This is a genomic window from Leptospira selangorensis (genome assembly GCF_004769405.1).
GTDB classification, from domain to species: Bacteria; Spirochaetota; Leptospiria; order Leptospirales; family Leptospiraceae; genus Leptospira_B; species Leptospira_B selangorensis.
The window spans coordinates 178,575-204,018 of record NZ_RQES01000016.1 but is presented as its reverse complement, the minus strand read 5'-3'; the positions used below and the strand labels follow the sequence as shown (position 1 = coordinate 204,018).

At 41.7% G+C, this 25,444-nt stretch carries 22 protein-coding genes and 1 pseudogene; 11 read left to right on the top strand and 12 right to left on the bottom strand.

The window, feature by feature from the left end:
• Positions 1-16 precede the first annotated feature (16 nt).
• Positions 17-2,008, top strand: coding sequence for a methyl-accepting chemotaxis protein (locus EHO58_RS11425; RefSeq protein WP_135679996.1), 1,992 nt, complete (start codon positions 17-19; stop codon positions 2,006-2,008).
• A 31-nt stretch (positions 2,009-2,039) separates the two neighbouring features.
• Here EHO58_RS11425 and EHO58_RS11420 read toward each other — a convergent pair whose 3' ends face one another.
• From EHO58_RS11420 to EHO58_RS11410, 3 genes are read right to left on the bottom strand one after another with little or no spacing between them, the layout of a single operon-like run.
• Positions 2,040-2,390 (bottom strand): rhodanese-like domain-containing protein, encoded by a 351-nt coding sequence (locus tag EHO58_RS11420; protein WP_135679995.1) that lies wholly within the window; start codon positions 2,388-2,390, stop codon positions 2,040-2,042.
• A 20-nt stretch (positions 2,391-2,410) separates the two neighbouring features.
• Positions 2,411-3,286, bottom strand: coding sequence for a CheR family methyltransferase (locus tag EHO58_RS11415; RefSeq protein WP_100724164.1), 876 nt, complete (start codon positions 3,284-3,286; stop codon positions 2,411-2,413).
• A 3-nt stretch (positions 3,287-3,289) separates the two neighbouring features.
• Positions 3,290-3,559: an STAS domain-containing protein gene (locus tag EHO58_RS11410; protein ID WP_100724165.1), complete on the bottom strand. Its 270-nt coding sequence runs from the start codon at positions 3,557-3,559 to the stop codon at positions 3,290-3,292.
• 176 nt (positions 3,560-3,735) lie between these two features.
• Between EHO58_RS11410 and EHO58_RS11405 the strand changes: the two genes are divergently transcribed.
• A complete protein-coding gene (locus EHO58_RS11405; protein ID WP_135679994.1) occupies positions 3,736-4,485 on the top strand; it encodes a menaquinone biosynthetic enzyme MqnA/MqnD family protein in 750 nt (249 codons plus the stop codon).
• A gap of 174 nt (positions 4,486-4,659) precedes the next feature.
• Here EHO58_RS11405 and EHO58_RS11400 read toward each other — a convergent pair whose 3' ends face one another.
• From EHO58_RS11400 to EHO58_RS11385, 4 genes are all read right to left on the bottom strand, one after another.
• Complete coding sequence (locus tag EHO58_RS11400) at positions 4,660-5,334, bottom strand: LIC11874 family lipoprotein (protein ID WP_135679993.1); 675 nt, start codon at positions 5,332-5,334, stop codon at positions 4,660-4,662.
• 82 nt (positions 5,335-5,416) lie between these two features.
• Complete coding sequence (locus EHO58_RS11395; protein ID WP_135629188.1) at positions 5,417-6,772, bottom strand: ammonium transporter; 1,356 nt, start codon at positions 6,770-6,772, stop codon at positions 5,417-5,419.
• 58 nt (positions 6,773-6,830) lie between these two features.
• The gene (locus tag EHO58_RS11390) at positions 6,831-8,687 is read right to left on the bottom strand and encodes a SpoIIE family protein phosphatase (RefSeq protein WP_135615327.1); all 1,857 of its coding nucleotides are present in this window, start codon (positions 8,685-8,687) and stop codon (positions 6,831-6,833) included.
• A 237-nt stretch (positions 8,688-8,924) separates the two neighbouring features.
• Positions 8,925-10,151: an alpha/beta fold hydrolase gene (locus EHO58_RS11385; protein ID WP_135629187.1), complete on the bottom strand. Its 1,227-nt coding sequence runs from the start codon at positions 10,149-10,151 to the stop codon at positions 8,925-8,927.
• A 98-nt stretch (positions 10,152-10,249) separates the two neighbouring features.
• On the opposite strand from EHO58_RS11385, the gene EHO58_RS11380 reads away from it, so the two are divergent.
• On the top strand, positions 10,250-10,684 hold the full coding sequence (locus tag EHO58_RS11380) for a hypothetical protein (protein ID WP_135629186.1): 435 nt from the start codon (positions 10,250-10,252) through the stop codon (positions 10,682-10,684).
• A gap of 1 nt (position 10,685) precedes the next feature.
• Here the strand turns inward: EHO58_RS11380 and EHO58_RS11375 are convergent, their stop codons facing one another.
• Both EHO58_RS11375 and EHO58_RS11370 read right to left on the bottom strand, forming a co-directional pair.
• Positions 10,686-12,233, bottom strand: coding sequence for a glycerol kinase 5 (locus EHO58_RS11375; RefSeq protein WP_135629185.1), 1,548 nt, complete (start codon positions 12,231-12,233; stop codon positions 10,686-10,688).
• A gap of 107 nt (positions 12,234-12,340) precedes the next feature.
• Positions 12,341-12,769 (bottom strand): host attachment protein, encoded by a 429-nt coding sequence (locus EHO58_RS11370; RefSeq protein ID WP_135629184.1) that lies wholly within the window; start codon positions 12,767-12,769, stop codon positions 12,341-12,343.
• A 465-nt stretch (positions 12,770-13,234) separates the two neighbouring features.
• On the opposite strand from EHO58_RS11370, the gene EHO58_RS11365 reads away from it, so the two are divergent.
• The 7 genes and pseudogenes from EHO58_RS11365 (at position 13,235) to EHO58_RS11335 (ending at position 21,050) form a co-directional block, all read left to right on the top strand.
• Positions 13,235-13,930 carry a hypothetical protein gene (locus tag EHO58_RS11365; RefSeq protein WP_135629183.1) on the top strand — a complete coding sequence of 232 codons (696 nt, stop codon included), beginning with the start codon at positions 13,235-13,237 and terminating at the stop codon, positions 13,928-13,930.
• Between the two features lie 67 nt (positions 13,931-13,997).
• Positions 13,998-14,474 carry an HmuY family protein gene (locus EHO58_RS11360; RefSeq protein ID WP_244241147.1) on the top strand — a complete coding sequence of 159 codons (477 nt, stop codon included), beginning with the start codon at positions 13,998-14,000 and terminating at the stop codon, positions 14,472-14,474.
• 156 nt (positions 14,475-14,630) lie between these two features.
• Complete coding sequence (locus tag EHO58_RS11355; RefSeq protein ID WP_135629307.1) at positions 14,631-17,120, top strand: TonB-dependent receptor plug domain-containing protein; 2,490 nt, start codon at positions 14,631-14,633, stop codon at positions 17,118-17,120.
• Positions 17,121-17,142: 22 nt separating this feature from the next.
• Complete coding sequence (locus EHO58_RS11350; RefSeq protein ID WP_135679992.1) at positions 17,143-17,997, top strand: heme/hemin ABC transporter substrate-binding protein; 855 nt, start codon at positions 17,143-17,145, stop codon at positions 17,995-17,997.
• On the top strand, positions 17,994-19,124 hold the full coding sequence (locus tag EHO58_RS11345; protein ID WP_135679991.1) for a FecCD family ABC transporter permease: 1,131 nt from the start codon (positions 17,994-17,996) through the stop codon (positions 19,122-19,124). The genes EHO58_RS11350 and EHO58_RS11345 overlap by 4 nt, the downstream gene beginning before the upstream one ends.
• 59 nt (positions 19,125-19,183) lie before the next feature.
• A pseudogene (locus EHO58_RS11340) lies at positions 19,184-19,978 on the top strand (ATP-binding cassette domain-containing protein); the annotation flags it as partial.
• A complete protein-coding gene (locus EHO58_RS11335; RefSeq protein ID WP_135679989.1) occupies positions 19,965-21,050 on the top strand; it encodes a hemin-degrading factor in 1,086 nt (361 codons plus the stop codon). The pseudogene EHO58_RS11340 and the gene EHO58_RS11335, both read left to right, overlap by 14 nt.
• Before the next feature lie 59 nt (positions 21,051-21,109).
• Here the strand turns inward: EHO58_RS11335 and EHO58_RS11330 are convergent, their stop codons facing one another.
• The 3 genes from EHO58_RS11330 to EHO58_RS11320 form a co-directional block, all read right to left on the bottom strand.
• A complete protein-coding gene (locus EHO58_RS11330; RefSeq protein WP_008595326.1) occupies positions 21,110-21,538 on the bottom strand; it encodes a DoxX family protein in 429 nt (142 codons plus the stop codon).
• 145 nt (positions 21,539-21,683) lie between these two features.
• The gene (locus EHO58_RS11325) at positions 21,684-22,256 is read right to left on the bottom strand and encodes an MORN repeat-containing protein (protein ID WP_135679988.1); all 573 of its coding nucleotides are present in this window, start codon (positions 22,254-22,256) and stop codon (positions 21,684-21,686) included.
• Positions 22,257-22,312: 56 nt separating this feature from the next.
• Positions 22,313-23,548 carry a metallophosphoesterase gene (locus EHO58_RS11320; protein ID WP_135679987.1) on the bottom strand — a complete coding sequence of 412 codons (1,236 nt, stop codon included), beginning with the start codon at positions 23,546-23,548 and terminating at the stop codon, positions 22,313-22,315.
• A 132-nt stretch (positions 23,549-23,680) separates the two neighbouring features.
• Between EHO58_RS11320 and EHO58_RS11315 the strand changes: the two genes are divergently transcribed.
• Entirely contained in the window at positions 23,681-25,444 is a 1,764-nt protein-coding gene (locus EHO58_RS11315) for a GAF domain-containing SpoIIE family protein phosphatase (protein ID WP_135679986.1), read from the top strand.

The following is a 25,444-nucleotide window of genomic DNA, read 5'->3' as shown; positions in this document are numbered from 1 at the left end:
GATTCGACTCAACAAAATGCAAAGAAACAGTTTAAAGATCATCATCCTAGCAGTAAGTACAATTACTATAGTTCTACTTACGGTCGGCATCTCCTCATTCGCATACTTTACCGCAAAAAAATATGTGGAAGAAGCTTATATAGACGAGATGAAAAAGATCTCGAAACTCGCGGGAAAACATATCAAGTTCTTCTTCGACCAGCAAGCAACTTTGGCGGAATTCGTAAATTCCAACACCCCATTTATCAAAGCAACGATTGCAAGAGATAGGGGAAGCCTAAATCCAACTCTAATAAACGTATTCAAAAAATATGATACGTATGAGAACGTATTCTTATCCACTCCCGAAGAAAACCCGATGGTTTTCGCGGATGCCACAGGTAAGGCGAATAATTTTCGTTGGGGTGGAACAGGTTTTGACGCAAATATCAAAGCTGCATTGGAAGGAAAAAATCTTTTAAGCAAGGTAAATCCTTCTCCTGTTACAGGCGAAGCAGTCGCTGTTCTCACTGTTCCCACCAAGGACGGAAACCAAGTAGTAGGTATTTTAGGTTTTGCGATCTCACTCAGCAAAATGACGGAAGCAGTAGTCAGTGGGATCACCATCGGATCGGACGGATATATTGCAATCACCGACATGAATGGAGTAGTTGTAGGACATCCGGACAAATCGCTCATCCTAAAATTGGATCTGAGCAAAACGGATTGGGGCAAAAAACTAATGACCCTTCCTTCAGAAGAACATATGGAGTATTTTTTCAAAAAAGATAAAATAGCCACAGTTTATGATGTTCCGGAATACGGCCTAAGAGTTTCCGCAGTGGTATCCAAGGACGAACTTGCGGAAGTGGTTCACCAAATGTTATTCAGGATCATAGCATTCGCGCTCGTTTTCCTAATCGTTTCAATATTCATTATTTATAAAATAGTAAATGTTCGCCTTCATCCTTTACAGGAAGCAAGGGAATTATTCCGCTCCATGTCTACTGGAGATCTTACGGCAAGTCTCAAAATTTACCATGAAGATGAGATAGGAGATCTAAGCAAGGATACCAACTCATTCTTAGAAAGTTTGAGAACTTCAGTAAGGGATATCCAAAAAGTTTCCCAAGAACTTGCGGCTTCCGCAGAAGAACTATCTGCGAGTTCTGAAAACTTCTCCAATGGAGCTCAGTCCACGGCAGCCTCTACGGAAGAAATGTCCGCTACGGTAGAAGAGATGTCCGCAGGGATGGACAATATTTCAGGTTCCATCTATAACCAGTATTCTAATATTTCACAATTCCAGATCAAGATCACCGAACTTTCTCAAAGTGTGAACCAGATCGGAAACGAAGTCCAGGCAACCCTGAATATGGCAAAGTCCATTTCTCTCCAAGCTAAAAAGGGAGAAGAATCTCTTTCCGGAATGAATGCGATGATCTCGAATATCCTGAAATCATCCGGGGAAATGACCGCAATCATAGGGATCATCAATGATATCTCTGAACAAACTCAACTTCTTGCATTGAACGCAGCGATAGAAGCAGCAAGAGCCGGAGAAGCAGGAAAAGGATTTGCGGTCGTCGCAGAAGAGATCTCCAAACTTTCAGAAAAGACGGCTTCTTCTATCAAATCTATCTCTGCTATGATCAATAAGAACACAGGAGAATTGGATAGCGGAGCCAAAGGGATACAAGCATCTACGGAGATCATTCATGCGATTATCCGGAATGTGGACCAAGTTTCCGATGCGATGGATAGATTGTATTCCATCACCGGTTCCCAAACGGATATAAACCAGGCCGTAACGGATAACGCAGGAAAAGTAAGGATCGAATCAGAAGCGGTAAAATTAGCTGCGGACGAACAGAAAAAAGCGGTTTCTGAAATTTCTCAAGTGATCATGCAGATCAACGAGCATACGATCAATACTGCATCCGGAGCGGAACAAATGTCCTCTTCTTCCAGGAACTTGTCGAATACAGCGGAGATACTCAAAAATATCTCCGAAAAATTCAAACTTTAATCGTTTAGAATATTAAAGTAAAAGATTAGATTCACTCGGAAACAGCGGAGAATAGACGATCTATTCTCCCTGCGTCTCTTACTTGAGAAAATCCTTCTTCTTCTAAGAAAGTTTTTGCCCTTAAGCTACGGCCACCTGATTGGCAATATAGAATGATCTGTTTATCTTTGGAGCCCAACTCATCCACTTTTAAAGGTAAACTATCTATTGGAATATTGACCGCACCGGGAAAATGACGTTTTTCATATTCGTTAGGTGTTCTTACGTCTACGATCAGGGCGCCCTTCTCTACCCATTCTGCGAGTTCCTTATCTTCTCGATTCCCGCAGGAAGAAAAAGAAAAAAGAGCAATTATTAGAAAAACATAAAATGTTCTGAACATAGAATTTTCTCCAACAAATATCAAATTTTAGGTTTTTTTTGATAAACAGTATGACCTAAGAACTTATACGCTTCTGAAATCCCAAAAAGAGTTTCAGAATGGCCTATTACCAAAAGTCCTCGATCCTTCAAAACATGTTCGAAGTTCTCGAAAATTTTCTTTTGGGTAGGCTTGTCGAAATATATAATCACATTTCTGCAAAAGATACAATCCATCTTCTCCCGTATCGGATAAGGAGTTTCCAAAAGATTTACCTTATGGAATTCGATCATGGATTTGATCTCTGGTTTTACCTGATAGGTATCCTGATTTTTTCCGGAGAGATCCTTCACTTTTAGAAAATATCTTTTTTTAAGAGCTTCACTCACAGGTTCTAAACGATCCGCTTTATAAATACCTTCTTGAGCGGTTTGCACCACATTCGTATCAATATCGGATGCATATATTTTGATATCCCAGCCTGGCTTATGCATAAAATATTCGGCACAAGTAACGGCGATTGTATAGGGCTCCTCACCGGTCGAACAAGCACTGGACCAGATACGAAGCTGCTTTTTCCCGGACTTCAAAGCCTTCTCCTCAACGGAAGGAAAGAAGGTCTCCTTTAGAAATTCAAAATGATGGTTTTCTCGGAAAAAATCAGTTTTATTAGTGGTAATACGATTGATAAGTTCGGTGAGTTCACTTTGGAAAAATTTGCGGTCAGCCTGCAGACCTCGGATATATTCCGAAACATTCTGCATCTTATGCATTCTTGCCCTGGAATTCAACCTGGATTGGACCATTATCTTTTTATGATCCGCCAGGAATATTCCGGTTTCCTTATACATCAAATCCTTAATGAATTTGAACTCTTCGTCCGTGATCTGAGAGAAACTGGAAAAATTATCATCCATAAATCAGCGAATACCCAATGCCTGGTCCAGAGAGACTAACTTAATAATTTCCAATAATTTAGGGCTGACATTGATCGTTTCCAAGAGTACACCCTGTCCTCGAAGACGATTTGCAAAGGCAACCAGGGTTCCTAAAGCGACCGAGGTAAGCACCTGCACTTCATCCAGATCCAAAATTACGGAAGCAGGATTCCCTTCCACATGAGAATTCAAATAGGCACGCAAAGCCTCATGATCACCATTTAGGATCTCATAATCTACTTTGATCAACATCGGTTTCGACGGACTCATTCCATAGATTGGACGAACAAGTCCCTACCTCGGAATACAGTCGGGAAACAGCCTGGAAAAGGAAAGGAAAAACTAATTTTTCTGGCTTAGAAGGGAAGCGTCGTTTTTCTGGTAAATAGGCTAAAAAAACGGATCTTTTTTCTGGAAAAAAACAATAAGTGAGAATTGGAATCGTCAAACATCTGAACGCCCGTCCCTTAACCTGGGGATTCGAGCAGAATTCAGAACATAAAGTTGTCCCAGAAAATCCCTCCCTTTTAAAGGATTATCTATTACGCGGCCTGGTAGATGTTGGATTAATATCTTCCATAGAATGTGTCCGAAACTCGGACGTACTTTCCGTATCCATGAAAGTCGGAGTCTGCGCCTCTAAACAGGTCCGCTCCATTAAGTTTTTCAAAAATAAAAAAGAAGCCTACCCTCCTTACAGGATCCTCACAGACAACGGCTCCAGAACCAGCATGGCCTTGGTCAGAGTATTAGTACATAATGATTCTGGAAAATTACCGGAAGTATCCCCCACAGACCCTAAGATCATTAAAGAAGAAATTTCTATCGGCCGAGGGTCCCATATGCTTTTTGGGGACAACGCATTATTTGCAGAATGGGATCCGGATGTTTATGAAGTAAAAGACCTGGCAGAATGGTGGTATGAAACCACAGGAACTTCTTTTATATTCGCACTCTGGGCTTCCAAAAAACCTTTGGAATTGCCTGACAGCTTTTATGAGGATTCCTTAAAATACGGCTTAGCTCATATCGAAGAAATCATCCAAAAAGAATCCAGACTTCCTACCGACCTGGTCCGCACATATCTCACCCAAGAACTACATTACGAAATCACTGAAAGCGACCGCAAAGGTTTCGAACTATTCGGAAAATACTGTAGCGAACTGGGGATTTTATAGTACTACCGCCCGACCCAATAACGTGGCGGTAACCACATTTACACTTACAACAAAATCCACCTAAGCACAAGCTTGCCGACGTTGCCCGAAGGGCAATGTGCCGAAGGCCAAGCAAGAGTGAGCGAAGCGAGGCTCGCAGCGCAGCGGCAAAGGCCCAAAATTTCCACCACTAGTTTAGTAGACGAATGTAATCCTGTAATCCCAGGATTTGTTTCCGAACTTCTCCACTGTGTCAGCCAGAGGCAATCTATAAGCAAGTCTTCCTAAACTTTGTTCTCCACGGTTTGTATAACAAACGGAAGTGATCGGAAAATTCACTTTGAAATTAAGTGCATTTCCTCGGATCAATCTTAAAGTTTCGCTTAAGACCTTTTTCTCTCCATCCATCTGCATAGACTCTAAAGATTTACTTATAGAAGGAAATTCTCTTTTAATATAGATAGTATTCACCTTCTCTTTTTTGATCTGAACATTTCCGAGAAGTACATTCTCTAGTTGAGAAATATCAGTGAAGTCAACCTTATAAGTGACCTTTGCTTTTTCGCGGAATACACCCGGTTCCGCTTCTGAACTTTCTAATTTTTGGAAGGTATAATCTTTTAGTACGAGGCTTTTGGAAAAAAATCCTTTGTTCAATCGATTCTGGATCTCTTCCTTTCTGGTAGGAAGAAATTTGATCAGTGATTCTTCCGACTTACGTTTAGTCGGAACCACGTAAGAGATCTCCAAAGTGCCGCTTAGGTTGGAATTAATGGTCAAAGTTTCTTCGTATTCGAAGCAGCCGAAAAAAAGAAAACAGAGTAAGAAAAGCGATTTTTGGAAGAAGCGGATGGAAAAACCCGAACGCATACCTCAATTCGGGCGGAACCTTTCTTTTTCGTCAACGTAAAAGAAACCCCCACAGTCCGCTGCGGGGGTTTTCGTAAACCGATTATTTGGAAATCGGATACGCTTCGTTTCCGTGTTCCAGAATATCCAGACCTTGGATCTCTTCGTCTTCAGAAACTCTTAGACCGATGGTGAATTTAAGTGCTAAGAAAATCACCAAACTCGCTCCAAATGCCCAAACAAATCCGATCCCTACACCTTGTAGCTGAACCAATAATTGCTCGATACCACCGCCGAAGAATAAACCGTTTACTCCGCCAAAAGCCTGCTCTGCGAATAGACCTACAGCGATCGTTCCCCAAGCTCCACAAACTCCGTGAACTGAAACTGCTCCTACAGGATCGTCCACTTTGATCTTATCAAAGAATAAAACGCTGAATACTACAAGTACCCCGCCCACAAGTCCGATGATGATCGCAGAACTGATACTTACATTCGCACATGGAGCCGTAATGGACACAAGTCCAGCCAAGGCACCATTCAAAGAAAGACCTATATCCGGTTTTTTGAAAAGTATCCAAGTTACAACCATGGAAGAAACCGCGCCGGCAGCCGCCGCAAAGTTAGTCGTAACTGCAATGATTGCGAAAGTTCCTCCACCCACGGAAGTAGTGGATCCTGGGTTAAATCCGAACCAACCTAACCATAAAATGAAAACCCCAAGGGCAGCGATCGTCATGTTATGACCTAAAATAGGAAGAACTTTCCCATCTTGGTATTTTCCGATACGAGGCCCAAGGACAATTGTTCCGGCAAGTCCTGCCCATCCACCTACGGAGTGCACTACAGTGGAACCGGCAAAATCTATAAATCCTGCTTCTACCAAATAACCTTTGTTATCCGGGTTAAATAAGTTGGACCACCCTACTGAACCGAAAATCGGATATACAAAAGCTGTGATCAACACGGAGAAAATTACATAATCTACGAACTTGGTTCTTTCTGCCATAGCTCCCGAAACGATGGTTGCAGCAGTTCCCGCAAACACCAATTGGAATATGAAGAATGTAAACTTGCTCGGATCAGGTTTTCCATCCACCATCAAGAGGCTATCAGCCAAAGATATGGAACCGAATCCGATACCGCTGATGATCTGAGGTCCGAACATGATCGAAAATCCGATCAACCAGTAAGCCAAAGAACCCAGAGAGAAGTCCATGAAGTTCTTCATCAGAATATTCACTGTATTTTTTGCTCTGGTAAACCCGGCCTCGACTAAAGCGAAACCTGCTTGCATAAAAAATACCAAAAAGCCCGCGATACAGGTCCATAACCAATTCGTCTCATCTCTTAATATTGCAACTGCGCTTAACGCGGATTCGGCAGTCACAGGATCGGCTTCATCAGCCCAAATTCCGCTCGAGGCAAAGGCGAGCGTAAGTAATATCAATATGCGCATATTTTTCCTAAATCTCCTATATATTTTTTGAACACGATTCCTGAACTTCGCTTATTAATTAAACCGCTTCTTTTCTTTGTTCCGAAACGACTAGATCTCCTGATTTTCTTTTTACTAATTCCTCCAACTTTTTAAGGGAAATTTTTAAATACTCGTTCGTAGGCGCGCTTTTGATCCCTTGTTGAAGGACCTTAATCGCCTTAGGAGTTTCATTATCTTTCAAATAACATCTAGCTAGTCTCAAGCTGGACTTCGCGTACGTGTGATCGATTGCGAGAGAACGTTTTAATGCTCTCTTAGCCTCCGGAATATTTTCCAACTCGTAGTACGCTCTTCCTAAAAGATAGTGAATATGCTCGGATTCTTCTCCGCTGGTTCTGATATATTTCTCCAAGAACTGAACGCTCTTTTCAAAATTCCTATCTCTGTAATACATTTTTCCAAGAAGTACCAAACTGTCTTTGAGAGACTCGTCCATAGAGAATACTTCCAAAGCTTTGTCGTAAGCGACTTGGTCTTTCTTCGCTTTTGCAGCGGATTTCGCTAAGGAAAGTAATGTCTTAGCTTTTCCAAGTTCAGGATTACATTGGAGCGCGAGTAAAGAAACATCGTCTCCGTTTCTCATATCTCCTTTATATCTTTTGAATCTTCCGATCAAAGAACCGACTAAGTCCGCAACATAGATCTTATCTCTTTGTTCTTCTATGGTCGATTTTTCTTGGCGGATCCATTCTATAAAACGTTGGTTCCCCAATTCTTGGCGTTGTTCATTTTTTTGTTCCGTAATACCGTCGGTAGGTAGGAATAAAATATCCCCGGGTAGGATCCTTCCATGTTTCTCTTCGAAATTACTTCTTTCCACTTCGAAGATGCCAAGAGGAACACCTTGGGTATCCAACTCTTCTATCCGTCCATGACCGTTATGGTAATGTAACATTTTTTGGTGAGCTGCATTCACATAAGAGTAAGTATAATCACTGTATACCTTCAGAATGAAAGCAGTGAAATAAGTTCCATCCGGAAGCTGTGGCCGGATGGATTCACCCAACTCGGCCAAAGTTTCGGATAGTCCCATACCAAGGGAAGTACAACGTTGGAATTGATAGTGGATGGACATTGTGACTAACGCGGCAGGAATACCGTGCCCGGACACATCCACTATGATCGCAGTGATCGAGTTTCCTTGTCGGACCACATTAAAGTAGTCTCCGGAAACTTCGGTCATCGGTTCATAATAAGTTCCGAAATGTAAACCGTTCCAAGGAGCAATCGTAGTCTCTACGATCTGACTTTGGACGTTACGGCCCATTCTCATATCCCATTCCAATTGTTTTAGGATCTGAGCCTCTCTTTCATTCGCATGGACCAAACCTTGGATCAAACGAACGCTTGTAATTGCAAGAGCGAGCTGGGAACCGAGTGCTTCTAAAATTTCTAGATCATCTTCTCTATAAAAAAATTCGGTGTCCGATTCTACGGCGATTGTACCGAGGCAATCTTCCTTATACATAATCGGAACACACATAACGGCACGAGTGGTTTCCCCCTCGTCTATGTATTCCGCGTGATGCGTTAAGTCTTGGATTAGCAAAGGCATACGGGTCTTAAAAGTGAATCCCGAATAACCTTCGTCTTGGCTTAGATCTCTACGAGGTGGAATTGTTTCTTTAAAGAAGCGAGAAGGAACCAAAAGATTTCCTCTCCACATCCTGAGAGTGGTATTATCACACTCGAAAATATCCTTACAGAGGCTTATTACGATATCGTAAAGTTCCTCTTCCTTATCCGCGTTTGCAAATTCCTTACTGATATAAAGAAGGATATCGATCTTATTCTTCTCGGTTAAACCGCCGACGACCTTCCTTGCACCTCGGAAGCTAACTACTTTTCTTTGCCCAAATTTGAGTTCTATCATGGTCAAGCACCTCTACGTATCCGATTCTTTTTCTCTTTGGATTCGTTTCGCTCTACCGAGATCTTATGCAATTAGCGTACCAATTCTCCAAATCTAAATATTATGCCCAATTTCTGGGTACAAAATTTAAATATGTTTATTATTTAGGCATATTTATATTGAGACATACTTGAGATTTGGTGAGATATAAGGAAGAATGCTACTCTTTTAAGGCAGCAAATAAGGGATTATGTAGTGTTAGGTTCGAATATTCTGTTTAAATTTTCTTTTTAATCGTAAAAACCAGCTCTGCTTTTTGGAGGTTCCATGTTCTCTTAGGAAGGTTTCCACCTTAGGAAACACATCGTCTTCCGCCTTCTCCGCCAGGATCAAACAACCATGGCCGTAATCGTCGCTGGCTCCTTCTTCCTTTGAGATTACATGAAATTTTTTGATCTTAGCTCCCGCTCTTTCGTATACGAATCGAACAGTGTCAGGAGTTGCAATCGCATCATTTGCACCTGCGATAAATAGACTAGGAACGGTGATCTCTTTTTGGAGATCTATATAATTATAGAATCCGTTGAGGGAACTCATCTTCTTTGTCTCTATCCAAGACATGAATTGTTCTATCAGTCCTTCGCTGATATTCTCGATGGCATTTTTCATTACCTTTTTCACTATTCTTGGACGAGTCGCTTTTGGGTTATAAAGTATCTGATCGATAGGTGTGTAAATTTCTCCGGCTAAAGGAGCAAGCATAGAAGCCCCGAACTTCAGATCTAAAACTTTTCTGGCACGAGGGAATCTAGAAAGTAAACCGATCAGGCTCAAACCTAAATGGTTCAAATTTCCCGGCCCGCCCAAAGAAACAAAACTTGCGATCTTTTCCTTTTCGGATTTAGATATGATCCCTAAATAAGAATAGAAGATCATTGCGCCCATAGAATGGCCCACCCAGTTCACACGTTTACTTTCCGTTAAAGAAAGTATTTTGGAGATGATCGCGGGAACATCATATTTTACTAAATCATCAAAAGTAAAATCCTCGTAACCTCCCCTGCTCTCGTGGTAAGAACTTCCTGCACCTCTCAAAGAAACTGCAAATACCTCGTAACCTCTTAATTTCAAATAATAAGGAAGAGAATGCCTTTTATCTAAATCGATCACATACTTATTCGTAGCGATCCCATGTACAACGATTACCGGAGCAAGTTCAGGATTTGGAATAGGGGGGATATGTCTGTGTAACGCGATATTCCATCCGTCTTTGGTTTTTGCAAAATGTACCTCGTCTGCAATATCTTCCTGGCCATACAAGCGAGAGAACCAGTCCAATAAAACAGGATATAAAACCAATACGGCGATCAAAAATAGGGAAAATACGATAGCAAGTGAGGAAGCGAAGACCGCAAAAAATATGATCGCGAAAAACGTAGTGATCAGATAAAAAGGGCCTCTTCTGTTTTTCAGGATAGCGATCACAACAGGAGAGGATCACTGAGACAACACGAATGTCAAGTATTCCCAAACATGCTTGCCTTGATTTTTAACCGGATTAAGATGACGAAATAGTTTCTAGAATGGATAAAAAGTTAGATTACAGACTCTATCGTTCTCCTTCCGGCTGGTACAGCATGGTAGTCCCGGGCCATTGGCAGAATATTGTGATCGAAGGTATCCCTGCCTTTTTCGAAGAGAATGGTTCCGGCGCCATGCAAGTTTATGCTTTCGAAAATAAAGAAGGCGGTTTCGATCCGGAACAGGAATTAGAAAGATATCTTGCAACCCACAAAATTGAATTCGTGAGAGATATGGCGGCGTTCTTCGAGAATAATGAAGGTTCTAAGATCATTGCCTGTGAATTTTTAAAAGAAGACGGAAGACATTGGATGGTCTATCTAGTCTCCGCTAAAAAAAGAATGATCTTAATCACTTATAATGGAGACGAGGAACCTACCGAAGAATTGGCGGAACAATTAACCACCGTGGTAAGCTCCATTCGTATCCAAGAATAGTTCAATCTATCCTGAGAGTGGATTGAACTGCTCTATGCCAACGTTCCAATTTTAATTCTCTAAATTTCGGATCCATCTTAGGTTTGAAAATTTTGTAACCTCTTTCAAGTTTACTCAATTCTTCCAAACTTTTCCAATAACCGGAACCGAGTCCCGCAAGATAAGCGGCGCCTGTGGCAGTCATATCAGGTTCCGGGGCACGTTTCACTTCTACATTACAAAAGTCGGCAAGACATTGTAGAAGTATATCCGATTGGGAAACACCCCCGTCCACCATGATGGAACTTACGGGAACATTCGTGTCCTTCTTGATCCCTTCTAATATATCAAATAAAGATAATGCAATTCCTTCCAACACCGCTCTTGCCACATGTCTTCTGTGAGTTGCAAGAGATAACCCGAATACGGAAGCTTTTGCATTCGGATTAAAATGAGGATATCTCATCCCGGAAGCAGTCGGAACGAAGATCACTCCCTCTGTATCATTTGTCTGGGAAGCAAGTTCGTTCAAAACTTTTGGAGTATCCGAAAGTCCGATCCCTTTTCCAAGCCAGTCGATCAGAGTTCCTACAGTTCCGGTAAAACCTTCTAACATATAAGTCGGCTTTCCAGCGAGTCTCCAAGCAACAAGTGGGAACAAACCTCTTTTAGAAAGTTTAGGTTTATCCCCCATATTCATATCTACGAATGCTCCAGAACCTTGGGAAATTTTCACTCCACCTTTTTCAAAACATGCGTGTCCGAATAAAGCCGCCATTTGATCACCGACCACGGCTCTGATAGGAATTCCAGCACCGAATAAAGAAGGATCAGTGATTCCAAAATCTGCAGCGGTATCTTTTACATTCGGAAAAATTTTCGTTGGGATATTGAAGATCCCACAAAGAGGAGCATTCCATTGTAATTGAAACGGGTTGAACATACCTGTTACTGTAGCGTTAGAAGGATCGCTGATATGTTCTTTTCCTTTGGTGAGTTTGTACACGAACCAAGTGTCCAAGGTACCAAAAAGTATCTCACCCTTCTTCGCTCTTTTCCTAAGTTCAGGGTCTTTATCGAGCACCCATTTCAAACGAACAGAGGCATGATCCGTAGTAAACTTTAACATATAAGTTGCGATCATCATCGGATTGCCTGTGATCGCTCCAAGGATCCTGGAAACGAATTGTATCCCTTTCCATATCTTATTCGAGTTCATCTGCGCAGAAGTTTTTCCCGCTCTTACATCTGCCCAACTGATCAGTTTAGTTAAAGGTTTGCCGGTAGTTTTATCCCAAAGAAGAAAAGATCCTCTTTGGTTGCAGATCCCGAGTGAATCCACATTTGCAGCTTGGAACTTTTTGTTTTTAAAAGTTTTTTTGAGAATAGAAACAAGTGCCTGCCAAAGTTTTTCAGGGTCATGCTCTAAGGCGCCGGGCTCGCTTACTATGGGAGGAGTTTTTTCGTACTGGCGAGAAACTATTCTGCCTTTCTTATCGAATAAGATAGCTCGGATCCCGCTTCCACCACTATCGATAGAAAGAATATATTTTTCTTTTGAGGCAGCCATTGAACTCTCTCCAATTTTTTACTGAGGTAGAATCCTTTAGGATTCGGCTGCGTCAATAAAAAAGCCGCCATGAAGGCGGCCTTAAATAATATCGACTCGAATGGATCTTAAGCTTCGCTTACAAGCACGCTCTTAAGATGGTTCATCAGATTGGACTCTCTTTCATGCACGATATCTTTAGGCATCTTGTGATAGATCCTTTCTCTCGACTTCTCGTCAAGTTTGCCTAGGATCATTCCCATAAAGCCAGGTTCGGAAACCAAAATAAAATTGGAAAAAGAATCCTTCTTCCTTTCCAAGTTCATAAAATCGCTCAGTTTACCTGCAAAAGCCGCAGCCACTCTCTTTTTAGGTTCGTGAAAAAAATCAAAATCCGATCTGGAAGCCTGGCCTGCCCCAGTAACTAGATCCGAATTTCTGAGTCTTCCTTCGGGATTCTCCATAGATTGCACCAGCTTCAAACCGTTAGTCGGCCCTTGGTATTCGAAAATTTTTGCCTCGCTTCGGTTTGCAACCACCACCCATTTTTTCTTCATACTGTACCCTCCTATTATGGAACTCTCCGTCACCGAAAGATTCGGAATTCGGCGAAGGTAGTTTTAACCCAAGGAGAAGGACCTATCAATTACTTTTCCCAAAACCTCCTTCTTTAAGGATTAGAAAAACGAAATATACTTTCTGTGATAAAATGGAATGTCTCTAAATCCAAAATTATTCTGAACATAGGCCCTTTTAGAGACAAATATCAATCCCCCAGACCGCCAGAATGCCCGGCTTTTTAGGAATTCTTTAGTGGACTTTTCACTATCGCTTCTGAGAATTGTTCTCATTCTTGGTTGACAGATTCCGAGAGATTTTGATTTTGAGTTTTAGACTCATTTCAAGATCTAAATATAGAAAACATGACTCCTACTAATGAGAATTGAGTCTCAACAGGAGAAAACATGAAACGGAACACAACCAAGACGCTATTGACGATGATTCTAGGAATATCCTTCTTAATGAATTGCGACCAAGGCTCGAAAGAGTCCAACTCTGCACTTGTACTCGGGGCTTTAAACAGTGCCTGCATAGACGCAGCAGTTGCAAACGATGAGATCGCAGAAACTGCAATCACTGCAGGGATCAATACTTTCCAATTGATCTCCATTCCAACTGCAGGTGCGGCAAGACATATCAGATTAGAAGGAGTATTGCTCCAAGCCCTAAGCGGACACGGAACCATCTACCTAGCAACCGGATACACTGATTCATTAGCAGGAACTACTTCTACACCTACTACTGCTGCAGGTGATGGAAGGCTCGTAGTGAACATCTACCAAGGCGGACCAATGGTTTACGCAGGTTATTCTGCAACCACAGCTTATGGAACAGATAATGGAACTGCAACCGTACCGCTCGGAGGATCAGGAACTAGTTTGTTCTCCTCCTTCACTACTACAGCAAGTGATGTTTGTTTAGATATCAGCGCGGATACAACGCCAAAAGTTACTATTTGGGGAAGTGGATACAAAGGTGCAAACTGTAAGAAGAGATGTACCCTTACTGAATCTAATGCAATCATCAATAAAGCGAATTGGCCAAGCGGTGCAGGTATCGGTTCCACCGGTAGCACTAGCACTTATTACAAGACCGGCAGCTCTGCTTCCGGAGTAACTGCGACTAAGGTAGTAACTTATAGCACTACCGCGCTTTAAAAATTTAGGCGGTCTTTATTCGGCCGCCTACTGTCATTATTAATTTATGAAAAAGGGGGATTCTATAATGAAAACATTATATTCAATTTTCATTATTCTCATGGCAACTTTAACTGTTTTCTGCGGGCCTAGCACCGGAGGAGACGACGGTCTTGCTATTTTAGCCGCATTGGAAGATGGTGGCGGAGGATGTATCAAGGCCCCCGGAGATACTACTACAACAGGTTCTGGAACTCTTACTACTATAGTTAACGCAACGGCAAGCGGATGTTGGGTTTACATAGACCTAAAAGCAGGCGGAGTAGAAACTACTAAGTCAGGTACCTGGGATCTAAGATTTAAAAGATTCGTAATAGGTACCAATAGCGGAACGAGCGGGTCAGGAGATGGTGGATCTTGTTTTAATCCAAGTGATACCAACTTAGCAAGTGTAACCGGAAGCGATTGCACATTAGAAATAGACAAACTCATGTCTCAAACAGGAGGGGGGTGGATTCGGAACTGCTACCGAAAATGCAAGCCCTGCGCTCTGGGATTGGTATGATTATGACGGAACCACCCATATCCTCAGCCCAAAAGCAAGAGGATACCTAATCCAAGGTTCAGATGGAGTTTCCCATTTCGGATTAGAGGTCTTGGATTATTATGACGGTGCAAGTACCAGTGGGTTTCCGTCATTTAAATGGAAGGTAGTTCCTTGATGGGGAAGATCAAACCTTCTTCCATTCCTAGAACATTATATCTGATCTTATTTTCAGGTTTATGTTTTCTAGGAGTTCCTATCTTCTCCCAAGGAGAAGTTCTTCCTGAAAAAAAGACGGAAGAGAAAAAGGATGATTTAGATAAATCTAAAGTAAATCCGGAAATCGGAAAAGACGTAACGAACGGGAATAATGATAGAGGTTCTATCATCACAGTTACCGGTACTCGTAGAAAAGGTTTTTTGAAAGATTCCACGATCACTACAGAGGTGATCACCAGAAAAGATATAGATGCTATGGGAGCAAGGGATATCTCCCAAACTTTAGGAAACGTTCCAGGGATAGAAGTTCGTCCTGCACAAGCAGGGGAAAGAGGATCTACTGTCCGTTTGCAAGGTCTCTCGGGCCAAAACGTTTTGATCTTAGTGGACGGACAAAGGACCACTGGACGTTTCAGCGGCTCTATCGACTTAACCAGATTTAAAGCGGAAGATATAGAAAGAATTGAGATCGTAAAAGGTGCGTCATCCGCTCTTTACGGTTCCGATGCGATCGCGGGTGTGATCAATATCATCACTAAGGAACAAAAAGATCCTTATTCGGCGAACTTCAGGACTTTTATGGGAGGAGGAAATCCAGTCTATTATGGAACTGGAACAGAATTCCGTAATTATGCATCCGTAGGAGTACGCAAAGGGATAGTATCCACCAATTTTACAGCCGGTTGGCATAGAGGAGACGGTTACGATCTAACTCCGGACGCAACCTTAGGACCTAAAAACGGAAGAATAGAAAGTCTCTCTTCTAGTTACTCCCCCTTCCCTGTTGGTACACCTCTTTGGACAAAACTTTATATTTATCGTCAAAAACTTCCGTATGAAGGTCCCTTAGAGTCTACTTCGGGCAGTGCATTCGAGGATATAAACGTTTCTAACAAAACTACTTTTGATATTTCGGAAACTTTTAAATTAGGATTTCAGTTCTATTACAGATATTTAAACCAAAACGCCGTAGATGCGGTCCCTCCAAGAGGAGTTTACGATAGAAGCAATAAGACCCATGACTTTATGGGTGCTTTAAACGCAGATTGGGAAATTACCAAAACATTAAACTTAAACGTAAACACAAACTACGCCAGATTTTTCGATACTTATACATACGATCAAAGAAAGTCGGACGCCCAAGATAAAAGGGAGAAGTTAGACAACGCAGTTACAGAGTTAAGGACCCGTTTAGATCATAAGATCTCCGACGGACATGTGATCTCTTACGGCGCTGAAACATTGATAGATCAATTTTCTTCCGCGAGGATCGCTCCGGACTGTAAGAGAAATTTCCCTAATATTTGTGCGAGTGATATCTTAGGAACAGATCCTTACCAAACTCAAAACGGATACGCTCAAAGACAAAGAAACGCATTTTATGTGCAGGACGAATGGAGAGTTTCCAGCGCTCCTAGGATCCAAATCGTACCAGGGATCCGTTCCGATCACGACTCCATTTACGGAGGACAAGTTCTTCCTAAACTCGCGATTCGTTACGATGTAACCGATAAATTCCGCATTAGAGCAGCCAACGGTTTAGGATACAGAGCTCCTAGTTTCCAGGACCTATATTATAATTTTATAAACCCAGGAGTCGGCTATAGAGTCGCCGGAAATCCCAACTTAAAGCCGGAACTTTCTCGCAGTTATAATTTAGGCGGAGAATGGGAACCGAATAAGGTATTCTGGTTTAGCTTTAACTTCTTCTATAATAATATCGATAACCTGATAGGATTCAGAACGAACCCTACTAGGGATGCATCCGGATTACAGATCTTTAATACATCCAACTACCAGAAGGCTCTCACGAAAGGATTCGAATCTTCCGTAACTCTTAGAGTCCATCAAAATGTTTCTTTGGGTGGCGGTTATACATACACGGATACAAGAGATGAATTGACCAATCTTCCTTTAGAAGGAAGAGGTTATCATAGATGGAACGCGAATATACGTATAGATCACCAACCTAGCGGATTCAGCTTCTCTTTGTTCGCGGTGATTTTCGGAAAACAACCCTACTATTGTACAAAAAATCCTCTTTGGTGTGATCCTGTTCTTCCTAGCGAATTGTCTGGTCTTTCTGCTCAGTTGACTACACAAGCAACGAATACGATCAACGCATTATTCGGAAATATTCCAGGTGGTATCCAAGAATATTGTACGGAAAGAAACTTATCTTACTGTACTACAGGACCTACTTATGGAGTGAGAATGGTAAATGCTCATACCAATTTGAATATCAGAGTTTCTCAAAAGATATTAGGAACTTTTGAAATATTCGCAGGTGTGGACAATCTTCTAGACACTTTCGATCTTACTTATAATCCGCAAAAACCTAGATTCTATTATGTGGGGATAGATGGAAGGTTCAGCGCGGGTGCGGCTCCAGCAGATTATTCTGCGGCGCCGATACCTTCTTCGTCGCCTGTACCGGGAGTCCGGTAAAAACAAAAATTGGGAGTCCAATATGAAAAAACTCATAACCTTGGCCTTGTTCCTCTGCTTACCTGCAACCATATTCGCAGAGGCAAAAGAACTTAGGATTGTAACATTAAACGGAACAGTTTCCGAGATCGTTTTCGCATTAGGAAAAGGTAAATTAGTTGTAGGGAACGACACTTCTTCCCTTTATCCTCCTGAAGCGGTTGCACTTCCAAAAGTAGGTTATCAAAGAATGCTTTCTGCAGAAGGAATTCTTTCTTTAAAACCGAATCTGATCCTTGGATTAGAATACGCCGGTCCTCCCGAAGTGATTGAACAATTAAAATCTGCAGGTTTAAAAGTGATCATCTATCCCGGATTGCCTGGAGTGGAGCCTGCGCTAAATAATATTCTTGCGATCGGAAAAGAGATCGGAGCCGAAAAAGAAGCTCAAAAGATCGTACAAGACATCCGCAAAAAACATTCTAAAATTGCGGAGAAGGTTTCCAAATTAAAATCCAAACCGAAAGTATTATTCGTATATCATAGAGGGACAAGCCTAGCGCAAGTTTCCGGAACGGAAACACCTGCAGACGAAATGATCCGACTCGGCGGAGGGATCAATGCAGTGGACGGATTCAAAGGTTTTAAACCGATCACTCCGGAAGCAGTAATCGCAGCACAACCTGATATCATCTTAATTCCAAGCAGAGGTTTAGAAAGCCTTGGCGGAAAAGACGGAGTATTCGCACTTCCAGGTGTAAAAGATACTCCAGCCGGAAAAAAATCCAGAGTTGTTGCGATAGATGATCTAGTCCTTTTAGGTTTCGGCCCAAGACTTGGTCAGGGTATCGAGGAATTATTCGAATCATTCCATCCAAAAACAACTGATAAAAAATGATCGTATCCTCTCTGGAAACTTCTTCCCCTGAAATGAAACCTAAAGGGGAAGAAAGGAAGAAAAAAACAGGGCGCAAAGTCCCTGCCATCTTCGTATATGTAGTGTTAGCTGCCGGGCTTTTCGGGATAGGAGTACTTTCCCTTAAATTCGGTTCTATTCAACTTTCAACAGCGGAAATCCTGAAAGTATTACTATTAGGACAGGATTCCTTATCCGAATTAGAAGTCCCACATTCCATTTTAGTTTGGAATTTGAGAATGCCCAGGCTCGTATTATCCATGTTAGTCGGGGCATGTCTTGCTTCTGCCGGCGTTTGTATACAAGGATTATTTCGAAATCCATTAGTAGAACCTGGATTTATAGGAGTAAGCCCCGGAGCTGCATTAGCTGCTTCTACTTGGATCGTATTTTCAGAAAAGATACTTACTTTTTTTCCAGCCGAGTTAAGAGGAAAAGAAAGTATCTTATTACAGATATGCGCATTTGCCGGTGCTCTTTCCGTTTCCTTCTTCCTGCATGTGGTTTCCAAAAGAGAAGGCGGAGGATTTTCACTAGTTCTAGTACTTGCAGGGATCGCAGTGAATGCGACTGTCGTTTCTCTTTTAGGATTTTTATCGTATCTAGCGGATGATACCCAACTTAGAAACTTAACCTTCTGGAGTTTGGGAAGTATGGCGGTTGCTAGCTGGCATAAAATTTATCTGCTCGGTTCCGTACTTCTAGTCGTTACCTTCTTCTTTCCTATATTAGCCAGAGGTTTAGATGCTTTAGCATTAGGGGAAGCGGAAGCTTTTCATACGGGTTTCAAGGTGAGAAGGATCCGAAATCTCACCATCGTTTTAGCAAGTCTGCTAGTAGGCGTAAGTATTTCTATCTGCGGAAATATTGCATTCGTTGGTTTGATCGTTCCTCATATTCTAAGAATGGTTTTAGGGCCGGGTCATAAAACATTATTACCTGCTTCCTTATTCGGAGGAGCACTTCTTCTTTCGATCGCAGACTTAGCAGCGCGAACTGTCGCCTTCCCTTCAGAACTACCGATCGGAATCATTGCAGCAGGAATAGGCGGCCCGTTCTTCTTATTCTTAATCTTACAAGCAAAACGTAGAGAAGGAGAATTTAGATGAGCCTAGTATTATCAGACATTTCCTTATCCAGAGGTGGAAGGTTCTTATTATCAGGAGTAAACTTAAGTTTGTATCCTGGAGAACTTTTGATTGTGTTAGGTCCGAATGGAGCCGGAAAATCCACCTTATTAAAATTATTTTCGGGAGAAATATCTCCGGACAAAGGATTGGTGCTATTGGATGGGATTCCTTTGTCAGAATACGATTCAGAAGACTTAGCACTTAGAAGAAGTGTACTGTCCCAAGAATCGGAGATCCATTTTCCATTTATCGCGGACGAGATCGTTCGAATGGGAAGGTCCTGCTCTAAATTAAGAGTTCCTAAACCGTTAGAGGATCAGATCACCGAAGATGCATTTCATTCGGTCCATCTAGGAGAAAGAGAAAGATTCCAAATTTATAATAAACTTTCCGGCGGAGAAAAACAAAGAACCCAAATGGCAAGGGTTTTAACCCAGGATAAAGAACCCACCGAAAGAGAAAGTTATGTTCTCTTGGATGAACCGGGCGCCTCTTTAGATCCGAACAGAATACATTCTTTATTGGAAAAAGCAAAACAACTCAGCAAAAAAGGAAGAGGGGTTCTCTGCATTCTCCACGACCTAAACCTTGCACTTAGATACGCGGATCGGATCGCAGTATTAAAAGAAGGTAAAATACTAGCGGATGGGATCCCTGGGAATATTCTGGATGAAAAATTCGTATTGGAACATTTCCTATTGAGAACCCAAAAAATTCCCTTCCCGGAAGGAGGGCATTATTTGATCCCTCTTGGTCCCGCAGAACCAAACAAAACAAACGGCCTACCCTATACATTAGATGCTAAAGGAGTCAAAGAAAATGTCCATCGCTGAATCGTTAGAGATCGAGAATATCATTAAAGATTGGAAACAGATCAAAGAAACACAACCTCGTCTTAGAATGAGAGAGATCGCTTCCCAACTCAAAACCTCGGAAGGTGGACTACTTGCTGCCTCTGAAATTTCCAAGGCGGAAGGATTTCCTCAAGTTTCTTCTCTCCAAACGAATTGGGGAGAATTATTCGCGAAGTTCGGAGAATTGGGACATGTAATGGTCCTTACCCGTAACGAAGCTTGCGTACATGAAAGAAAAGGAATATTCGAAAAAGTAAGTTCCGGTCCCGGGCATATCTTAGTCGTCGGAGCAGATATTGATCTCAGACTTTTCCCAGGAATTTGGAGATTCGGATTTGCAGTGGAAGAACCTAAACAAGATTCCACACAAAGATCTTTTCAATTCTTCAATGAAAATGGAGAAGCAATGTTCAAACTTTTCCTTACGGATAAATCGAATGTATCCGCTTGGGAAAAACTAAGATCGGAATTCAAAAACGGATCTCCTGACTTCTCCACTTTATTCTCCTCTGAAAATAAAAAAGAAACTTCGATCGCAGAGAAAAAAGAGATCAACTCGGAAACCAAAGAAGAATTCCTAAACGACTGGGGAAAATTAGAAGATACCCATGAATTTTTCTCTCTATTAAAAAAACATGGTGTCTCCAGGATCCAATCCATGGAGATTGCTAACGGAAAATTCACCAAAACCGTAGAGCCTAAAGCGGTTTTAAGAATGTTGGAAATGGCTTCCTTAGACAGAAGCCCTATCATGGTTTTTGTAGGAAACCCGGGATCCATTCAGATCCATACGGGAGAAGTCACCAATATTAAGGTTTTAGAATCTTGGTGGAATGTCCTGGATCCTGAATTCAATCTACACTTAAGATCAGATCTAATCTCTAAAGTTTATATCGTAGATAAACCTTCCAAAGACGGAGTCATTCACTCTATGGAAGTATATGATGCGGATGGAGAATTGATCGTTCAGTTTTTTGGAAAAAGAAAACCGGGACAACCCGAGAGAACGGATTGGGTCGGTCTATTGGACAAAGTATCAGAGCCAGTCTGAAATCGAAATGATATCGTTAGCTCTTTTGGAATATGTCCAAAGAGCTAACGATATTTCCTTTAAACACTCTTATGTGTTTCTATATAAAAATCCGCCGAGATACGACCGGATCCATACAAGGAAAAGTGTAAAAGTAAAAGTAGGATCATGGATGCGTAAGGCAGATTTGATCCTGCGGACACAAAACCTTCTCTTGCATGGATGAACAAAACTGCCCCGACTAGTACAGGCAATTGTAAAATCGCAGAGAATCTAGTCAGAAGTCCTACCATCAGCAGCACACCACCACAAATGTGAGCGATCACTATATAATGGGCTAATAATGTAGAAGCGTAAGGAGCATTATTCAATTCCATGAGCCGGATAAGCGCGTCCGTATCCGCAAGGAATGCAAGTCCCTTATACACCAGAACCCCGCCCAAATATACGCGGACCATATCGATCCACCAATCCCGATGAGTCTCTAACCAATCATGCCATCTTTCCATACGGACCTCCGTCCTGCGATGGAACATTCTATCTTTCTTTTTTCGAAATGCAAGACCTCTTGTAAAAAAGAGATCTAATATAATCGAACAATCGTTTATTAATATTTGTTTAAACTCATCCGAAAGGATTATCGTTTAATAAGCACTATTTACAGAATAGCTTTCTATTCTCTAATCTGCATCTCGCAGTTCTGCCTGCTTTGGTATACTTACCGTTTCCATTACCTTCTGCCGTAAATGATCCGCTAAAAACAGAACCATCTCGAAACACATAACGTCCGGCTCCTGATTTCTTATCGTCGGACCAATTACCTTCGTATCTATCTCCGTCAGAATAAGCTAAGGTGCCCCAACCTTCTCTCATCTCTCCTGAAAATCTGCCGGAGTAAACGTCTTTCGTATCATAAACATAGACACCTTCTCCATTCTTACAATTTCCTTTTTTACATCCGGGAGAACCGCTTGCAAAAGATCTTATATTAATTCCAGGATTAGGTTCCGGTTTTCTTTCGATAGGTTTACCGTCCGCGTCTTCATCGAAATATTCTCTAGAAGAAATATCCGAATCTTGGTCCCTATCATCAGCCTTCTTTTTAGGTTTTAATCTTTCGATCTCTGGGTTGGACTTTGGTTTTGGTTTGGAACAATTAGAAAGGAAGAAGTAGCTGGAAAATAAGAAAACGAATAAGGCAATCGAACTGAAAATTTTTTTGATCATTCTGGATCCCGGATTCCCTACAGAGAGCCCGGGAAGATCAGAATGTCAATAAAGTTCTAAGACTGTTTTTCCAAAACAAGCAGAGTGATCTCGGAAGGAGCACCTATTCTTAAAGGAGGACCCCAATATCCAGTTCCTCTGCTCACATAAAGTTGGGTCTCTTCCCATTTACTCAAGCCGGCCACGAACTTTTGGAATAGATGGATGAACACATTCCCTGGGAAATATTGGCCCCCGTGAGTATGGCCTGAGAGCTGAAGATCATATCCAACCTTGGCAGCTTCAAAAATCGAATTAGGTTGGTGAGCGAGTAACACCTTATAGTGAGCGTTTTCCGTTCCGAGAGAAGCTTGTTTAGGATCTGTCCTATGACCCGGGATCACAGTATGAGCCTTATAATCCGTCACACCCGCGACGGCAATCTTAGCTCCATTATGATCTATTAGTTTATTCTGATTTAATAATACATTGATCCCAAGATCCTCTAATTCTCTGATCCAGGCAATCACTCCGGAATAATACTCATGGTTCCCGGTCACGAAGAATGTACCATACTTGGATTCCAGATTTTTTAGAGGAGAAACATGGTGTTTCAACATGTTTACCGTTCCATCTACCAAATCTCCAGTGATCGCAACTAGATCCGGCTCCAAAGAATTTGTTTTAGAGACTACACCTTCTAAAAAATTCCCTTTGATCGTAGGCCCAATATGGATATCGGAAAGTTGTGCAATCTTGAAACCATGCAAACCGTCAGGCAGATCTTTCACCTTGATCTTCACATGTTTAACAGTGGGAGTTTTTTTAGCCTGGTAAAATCCGAAGGCAGTCAATCCACCCGCAAGCCCCAAAAGTGCAAAGGAAGAAAATCTGGCTAAAAAGTCCCCTCTTCCGAATTTTTCCGATCCGAATAATGCCTCGGTTTCGGCTGATGCGACAGAAATACTTTTGGATTGTAGAAGGTCCGAAAGATAGATAACACCTTTCCAAACCAAGTTTCCCAGATCCTTAAAGACAACGAAAGAAACTACAATGGTTGCAAACCCCAAAGTGGTAAATGCGGCGTAAGCCCAGAATTTTTGCCACTGGGTTTCCCTGAAAAATAAACTTAAAAGATAAGCACTAGGGGTAAGAAGGACTAGAAAAACCACTCCGATCCAAAGAGAAACCTTTTGAAAAGTTCCGAGTTCGAAAGGTGCGATCAAACGACTGGTCGCATAAGAATAACCTATCAAAAGGATTACGGTAAAAACACTGAGAAAAATCACTAACCTTTGCAAATCGAACTCCATTGCCAGACTCATATATCCGACCGAAAAAAAGGGTCGGAGTTCCTCCAAAAAACGCCTTTCTTACATTTTGTTCCTACAGAAAACGACAATCCGTTGACTTACTTCCCGATCCGTGAGAGTCTTGCCCCATCTATGTCCACTATTGACTCGGAAGCCAGAAAATACAAAAGCCTACTGAACACGAGTACGATCCTAAACGCTAACCTGGACCTTTACCAACTTCTTCCTTTAATCATGTTGTATTCCAAAGACCTATTGGAAGCGGAAGCAAGCTCCCTATTTTTATTAGAGGAGAAGGACGGATTTTTATACTGCGAAGTTGCCTTGGGCGAAAAAGGAGAGATCGTCCAAAAATATGCTAGGTTAGAACCTGGGCAGGGAATCGCGGGCTGGGTAGCCAAAGAAAAAAAAGCAATCATACTAGAAGACGCATACACTGACCCAAGATTTAATCCTGCTTTGGATCAAAAAACAGGATTTAGGACCAGATCACTTGTATGCGTTCCTTTATACATTGCGGACAAAGTGATCGGAACTCTCGAAATTTTGAACAAATCGGACAACAGAAGTTTCGAATCCTCGGATGTAGAGGTTCTCAACTCACTTTCCGAAATGGCTGCAATCGCAATCAAAAATGCCCAAGCTCATGAAGCTCTAAAAAAGAGAGTGTTAGAACTCCGGCTACTTTACGAATTCGAAAAATTAACAGTCGCAGAAAAGAGCATCAACGAATTAGGAAATTGGCTTTTAGACAAAGTACTCGAATTTTTAGAAGCAAAAGCGGGAACCATCTACATAGCAGACCCCACTTTAGAAGTACTAAGAGTTTTAGCTGCCAGAGGGATTCCGGAAGAAGCCATCCATAATATACAAGTCCCCTATGGAGAAGGAATTTCAGGCTGGGTCGCAAGAGAAAAACAAAGCCTACTCATCCAAAATCTGGACGAAGATCCAAGATACGATAAAAGTGCTAAATATAAATTCGAAGCAAACTCACTCATCTCCGCTCCTCTATTATTTAGGGGAGAATTACTGGGAGTTATCAGCGTAAATAATAAATACTCTGGATTTGCATTCACACATGCAGATCTAGAAATGTTGGGCGCGATCGCAAATAGACTTAGTGTCACTATCAAGAACGCAAATCTATTCCATAAAGTTTTAGATACGGATAGAGAATTAAAACGCGCCAGAGAAGTAATGCATAAGATACTTCCTTCTAGTCTTCCTTATGTGGGGGGCCTGGAATTTGGAGTGCAACATATCCCTTACGATAATGTAGGTGGAGATTTTTATAATATTCTAAAATTAGATGAAAACCGAAGCGCGGTTCTTATTGCAGACGTTTCGGGTCACGGGCTTTCTGCTTCCGTTGTAGCAACAGTCATTCATACCGTAGTCAGCACATTCGATTCGGAAACATTAGGAAGTCCTTCCAAGTTTTTCACTGCACTCAACTATGCATTGTATAATAAATTAGCCGGGAATTTCCTAACCGCATTTTATGCGATCATTCATACAGGCACAAATACGATGTCTTATACGAACGCAGGTCATAATCCTCCTATCCTATATAGAAAATCGGAAGGGAGTTCCTTACATCTAGAGACAAAGGGAAAATTAGTCGGAGTGATCCCGGATCTTTTCTTTGAAGAATATGTAACCGCTTTCCAACCCCAAGATAGATTGGTATTGTACACTGACGGACTCACTGAACACTCCAACGCGGACAGAACCAGAAGATATAGCGAAGACTTACTTACTCTAGCAGTCAGAAATCATTCTCAATCCCATTCAGCGGAAGCCGCCGAAAGTTTGATTAAAGAATGTAGGACCTATTGTCATAGATCCGATTTCGAAGATGATGTCACTCTTTTGATCGTAGACAGAGTTTAA

Excerpts from the sequence above, each read along its gene's own strand:
- EHO58_RS11425 (WP_135679996.1), top strand. The coding sequence starts at position 17 with ATGCAAAGAAACAGTTTAAAGATCATCATCCTAGCAGTAAGTACAATT.
- EHO58_RS11420 (WP_135679995.1), bottom strand. The coding sequence starts at position 2,390 with ATGTTCAGAACATTTTATGTTTTTCTAATAATTGCTCTTTTTTCTTTT.
- EHO58_RS11415 (WP_100724164.1), bottom strand. The coding sequence starts at position 3,286 with ATGGATGATAATTTTTCCAGTTTCTCTCAGATCACGGACGAAGAGTTC.
- EHO58_RS11410 (WP_100724165.1), bottom strand. The coding sequence starts at position 3,559 with ATGTTGATCAAAGTAGATTATGAGATCCTAAATGGTGATCATGAGGCT.
- EHO58_RS11400 (WP_135679993.1), bottom strand. The coding sequence starts at position 5,334 with ATGCGTTCGGGTTTTTCCATCCGCTTCTTCCAAAAATCGCTTTTCTTA.
- EHO58_RS11395 (WP_135629188.1), bottom strand. The coding sequence starts at position 6,772 with ATGCGCATATTGATATTACTTACGCTCGCCTTTGCCTCGAGCGGAATT.
- EHO58_RS11390 (WP_135615327.1), bottom strand. The coding sequence starts at position 8,687 with ATGATAGAACTCAAATTTGGGCAAAGAAAAGTAGTTAGCTTCCGAGGT.
- EHO58_RS11380 (WP_135629186.1), top strand. The coding sequence starts at position 10,250 with ATGGATAAAAAGTTAGATTACAGACTCTATCGTTCTCCTTCCGGCTGG.
- EHO58_RS11375 (WP_135629185.1), bottom strand. The coding sequence starts at position 12,233 with ATGGCTGCCTCAAAAGAAAAATATATTCTTTCTATCGATAGTGGTGGA.
- EHO58_RS11370 (WP_135629184.1), bottom strand. The coding sequence starts at position 12,769 with ATGAAGAAAAAATGGGTGGTGGTTGCAAACCGAAGCGAGGCAAAAATT.
- EHO58_RS11365 (WP_135629183.1), top strand. The coding sequence starts at position 13,235 with ATGAATTGCGACCAAGGCTCGAAAGAGTCCAACTCTGCACTTGTACTC.
- EHO58_RS11360 (WP_244241147.1), top strand. The coding sequence starts at position 13,998 with ATGAAAACATTATATTCAATTTTCATTATTCTCATGGCAACTTTAACT.
- EHO58_RS11355 (WP_135629307.1), top strand. The coding sequence starts at position 14,631 with ATGGGGAAGATCAAACCTTCTTCCATTCCTAGAACATTATATCTGATC.
- EHO58_RS11350 (WP_135679992.1), top strand. The coding sequence starts at position 17,143 with ATGAAAAAACTCATAACCTTGGCCTTGTTCCTCTGCTTACCTGCAACC.
- EHO58_RS11345 (WP_135679991.1), top strand. The coding sequence starts at position 17,994 with ATGATCGTATCCTCTCTGGAAACTTCTTCCCCTGAAATGAAACCTAAA.
- EHO58_RS11335 (WP_135679989.1), top strand. The coding sequence starts at position 19,965 with ATGTCCATCGCTGAATCGTTAGAGATCGAGAATATCATTAAAGATTGG.
- EHO58_RS11330 (WP_008595326.1), bottom strand. The coding sequence starts at position 21,538 with ATGGAAAGATGGCATGATTGGTTAGAGACTCATCGGGATTGGTGGATC.
- EHO58_RS11325 (WP_135679988.1), bottom strand. The coding sequence starts at position 22,256 with ATGATCAAAAAAATTTTCAGTTCGATTGCCTTATTCGTTTTCTTATTT.
- EHO58_RS11320 (WP_135679987.1), bottom strand. The coding sequence starts at position 23,548 with ATGGAGTTCGATTTGCAAAGGTTAGTGATTTTTCTCAGTGTTTTTACC.
- EHO58_RS11315 (WP_135679986.1), top strand. The coding sequence starts at position 23,681 with ATGTCCACTATTGACTCGGAAGCCAGAAAATACAAAAGCCTACTGAAC.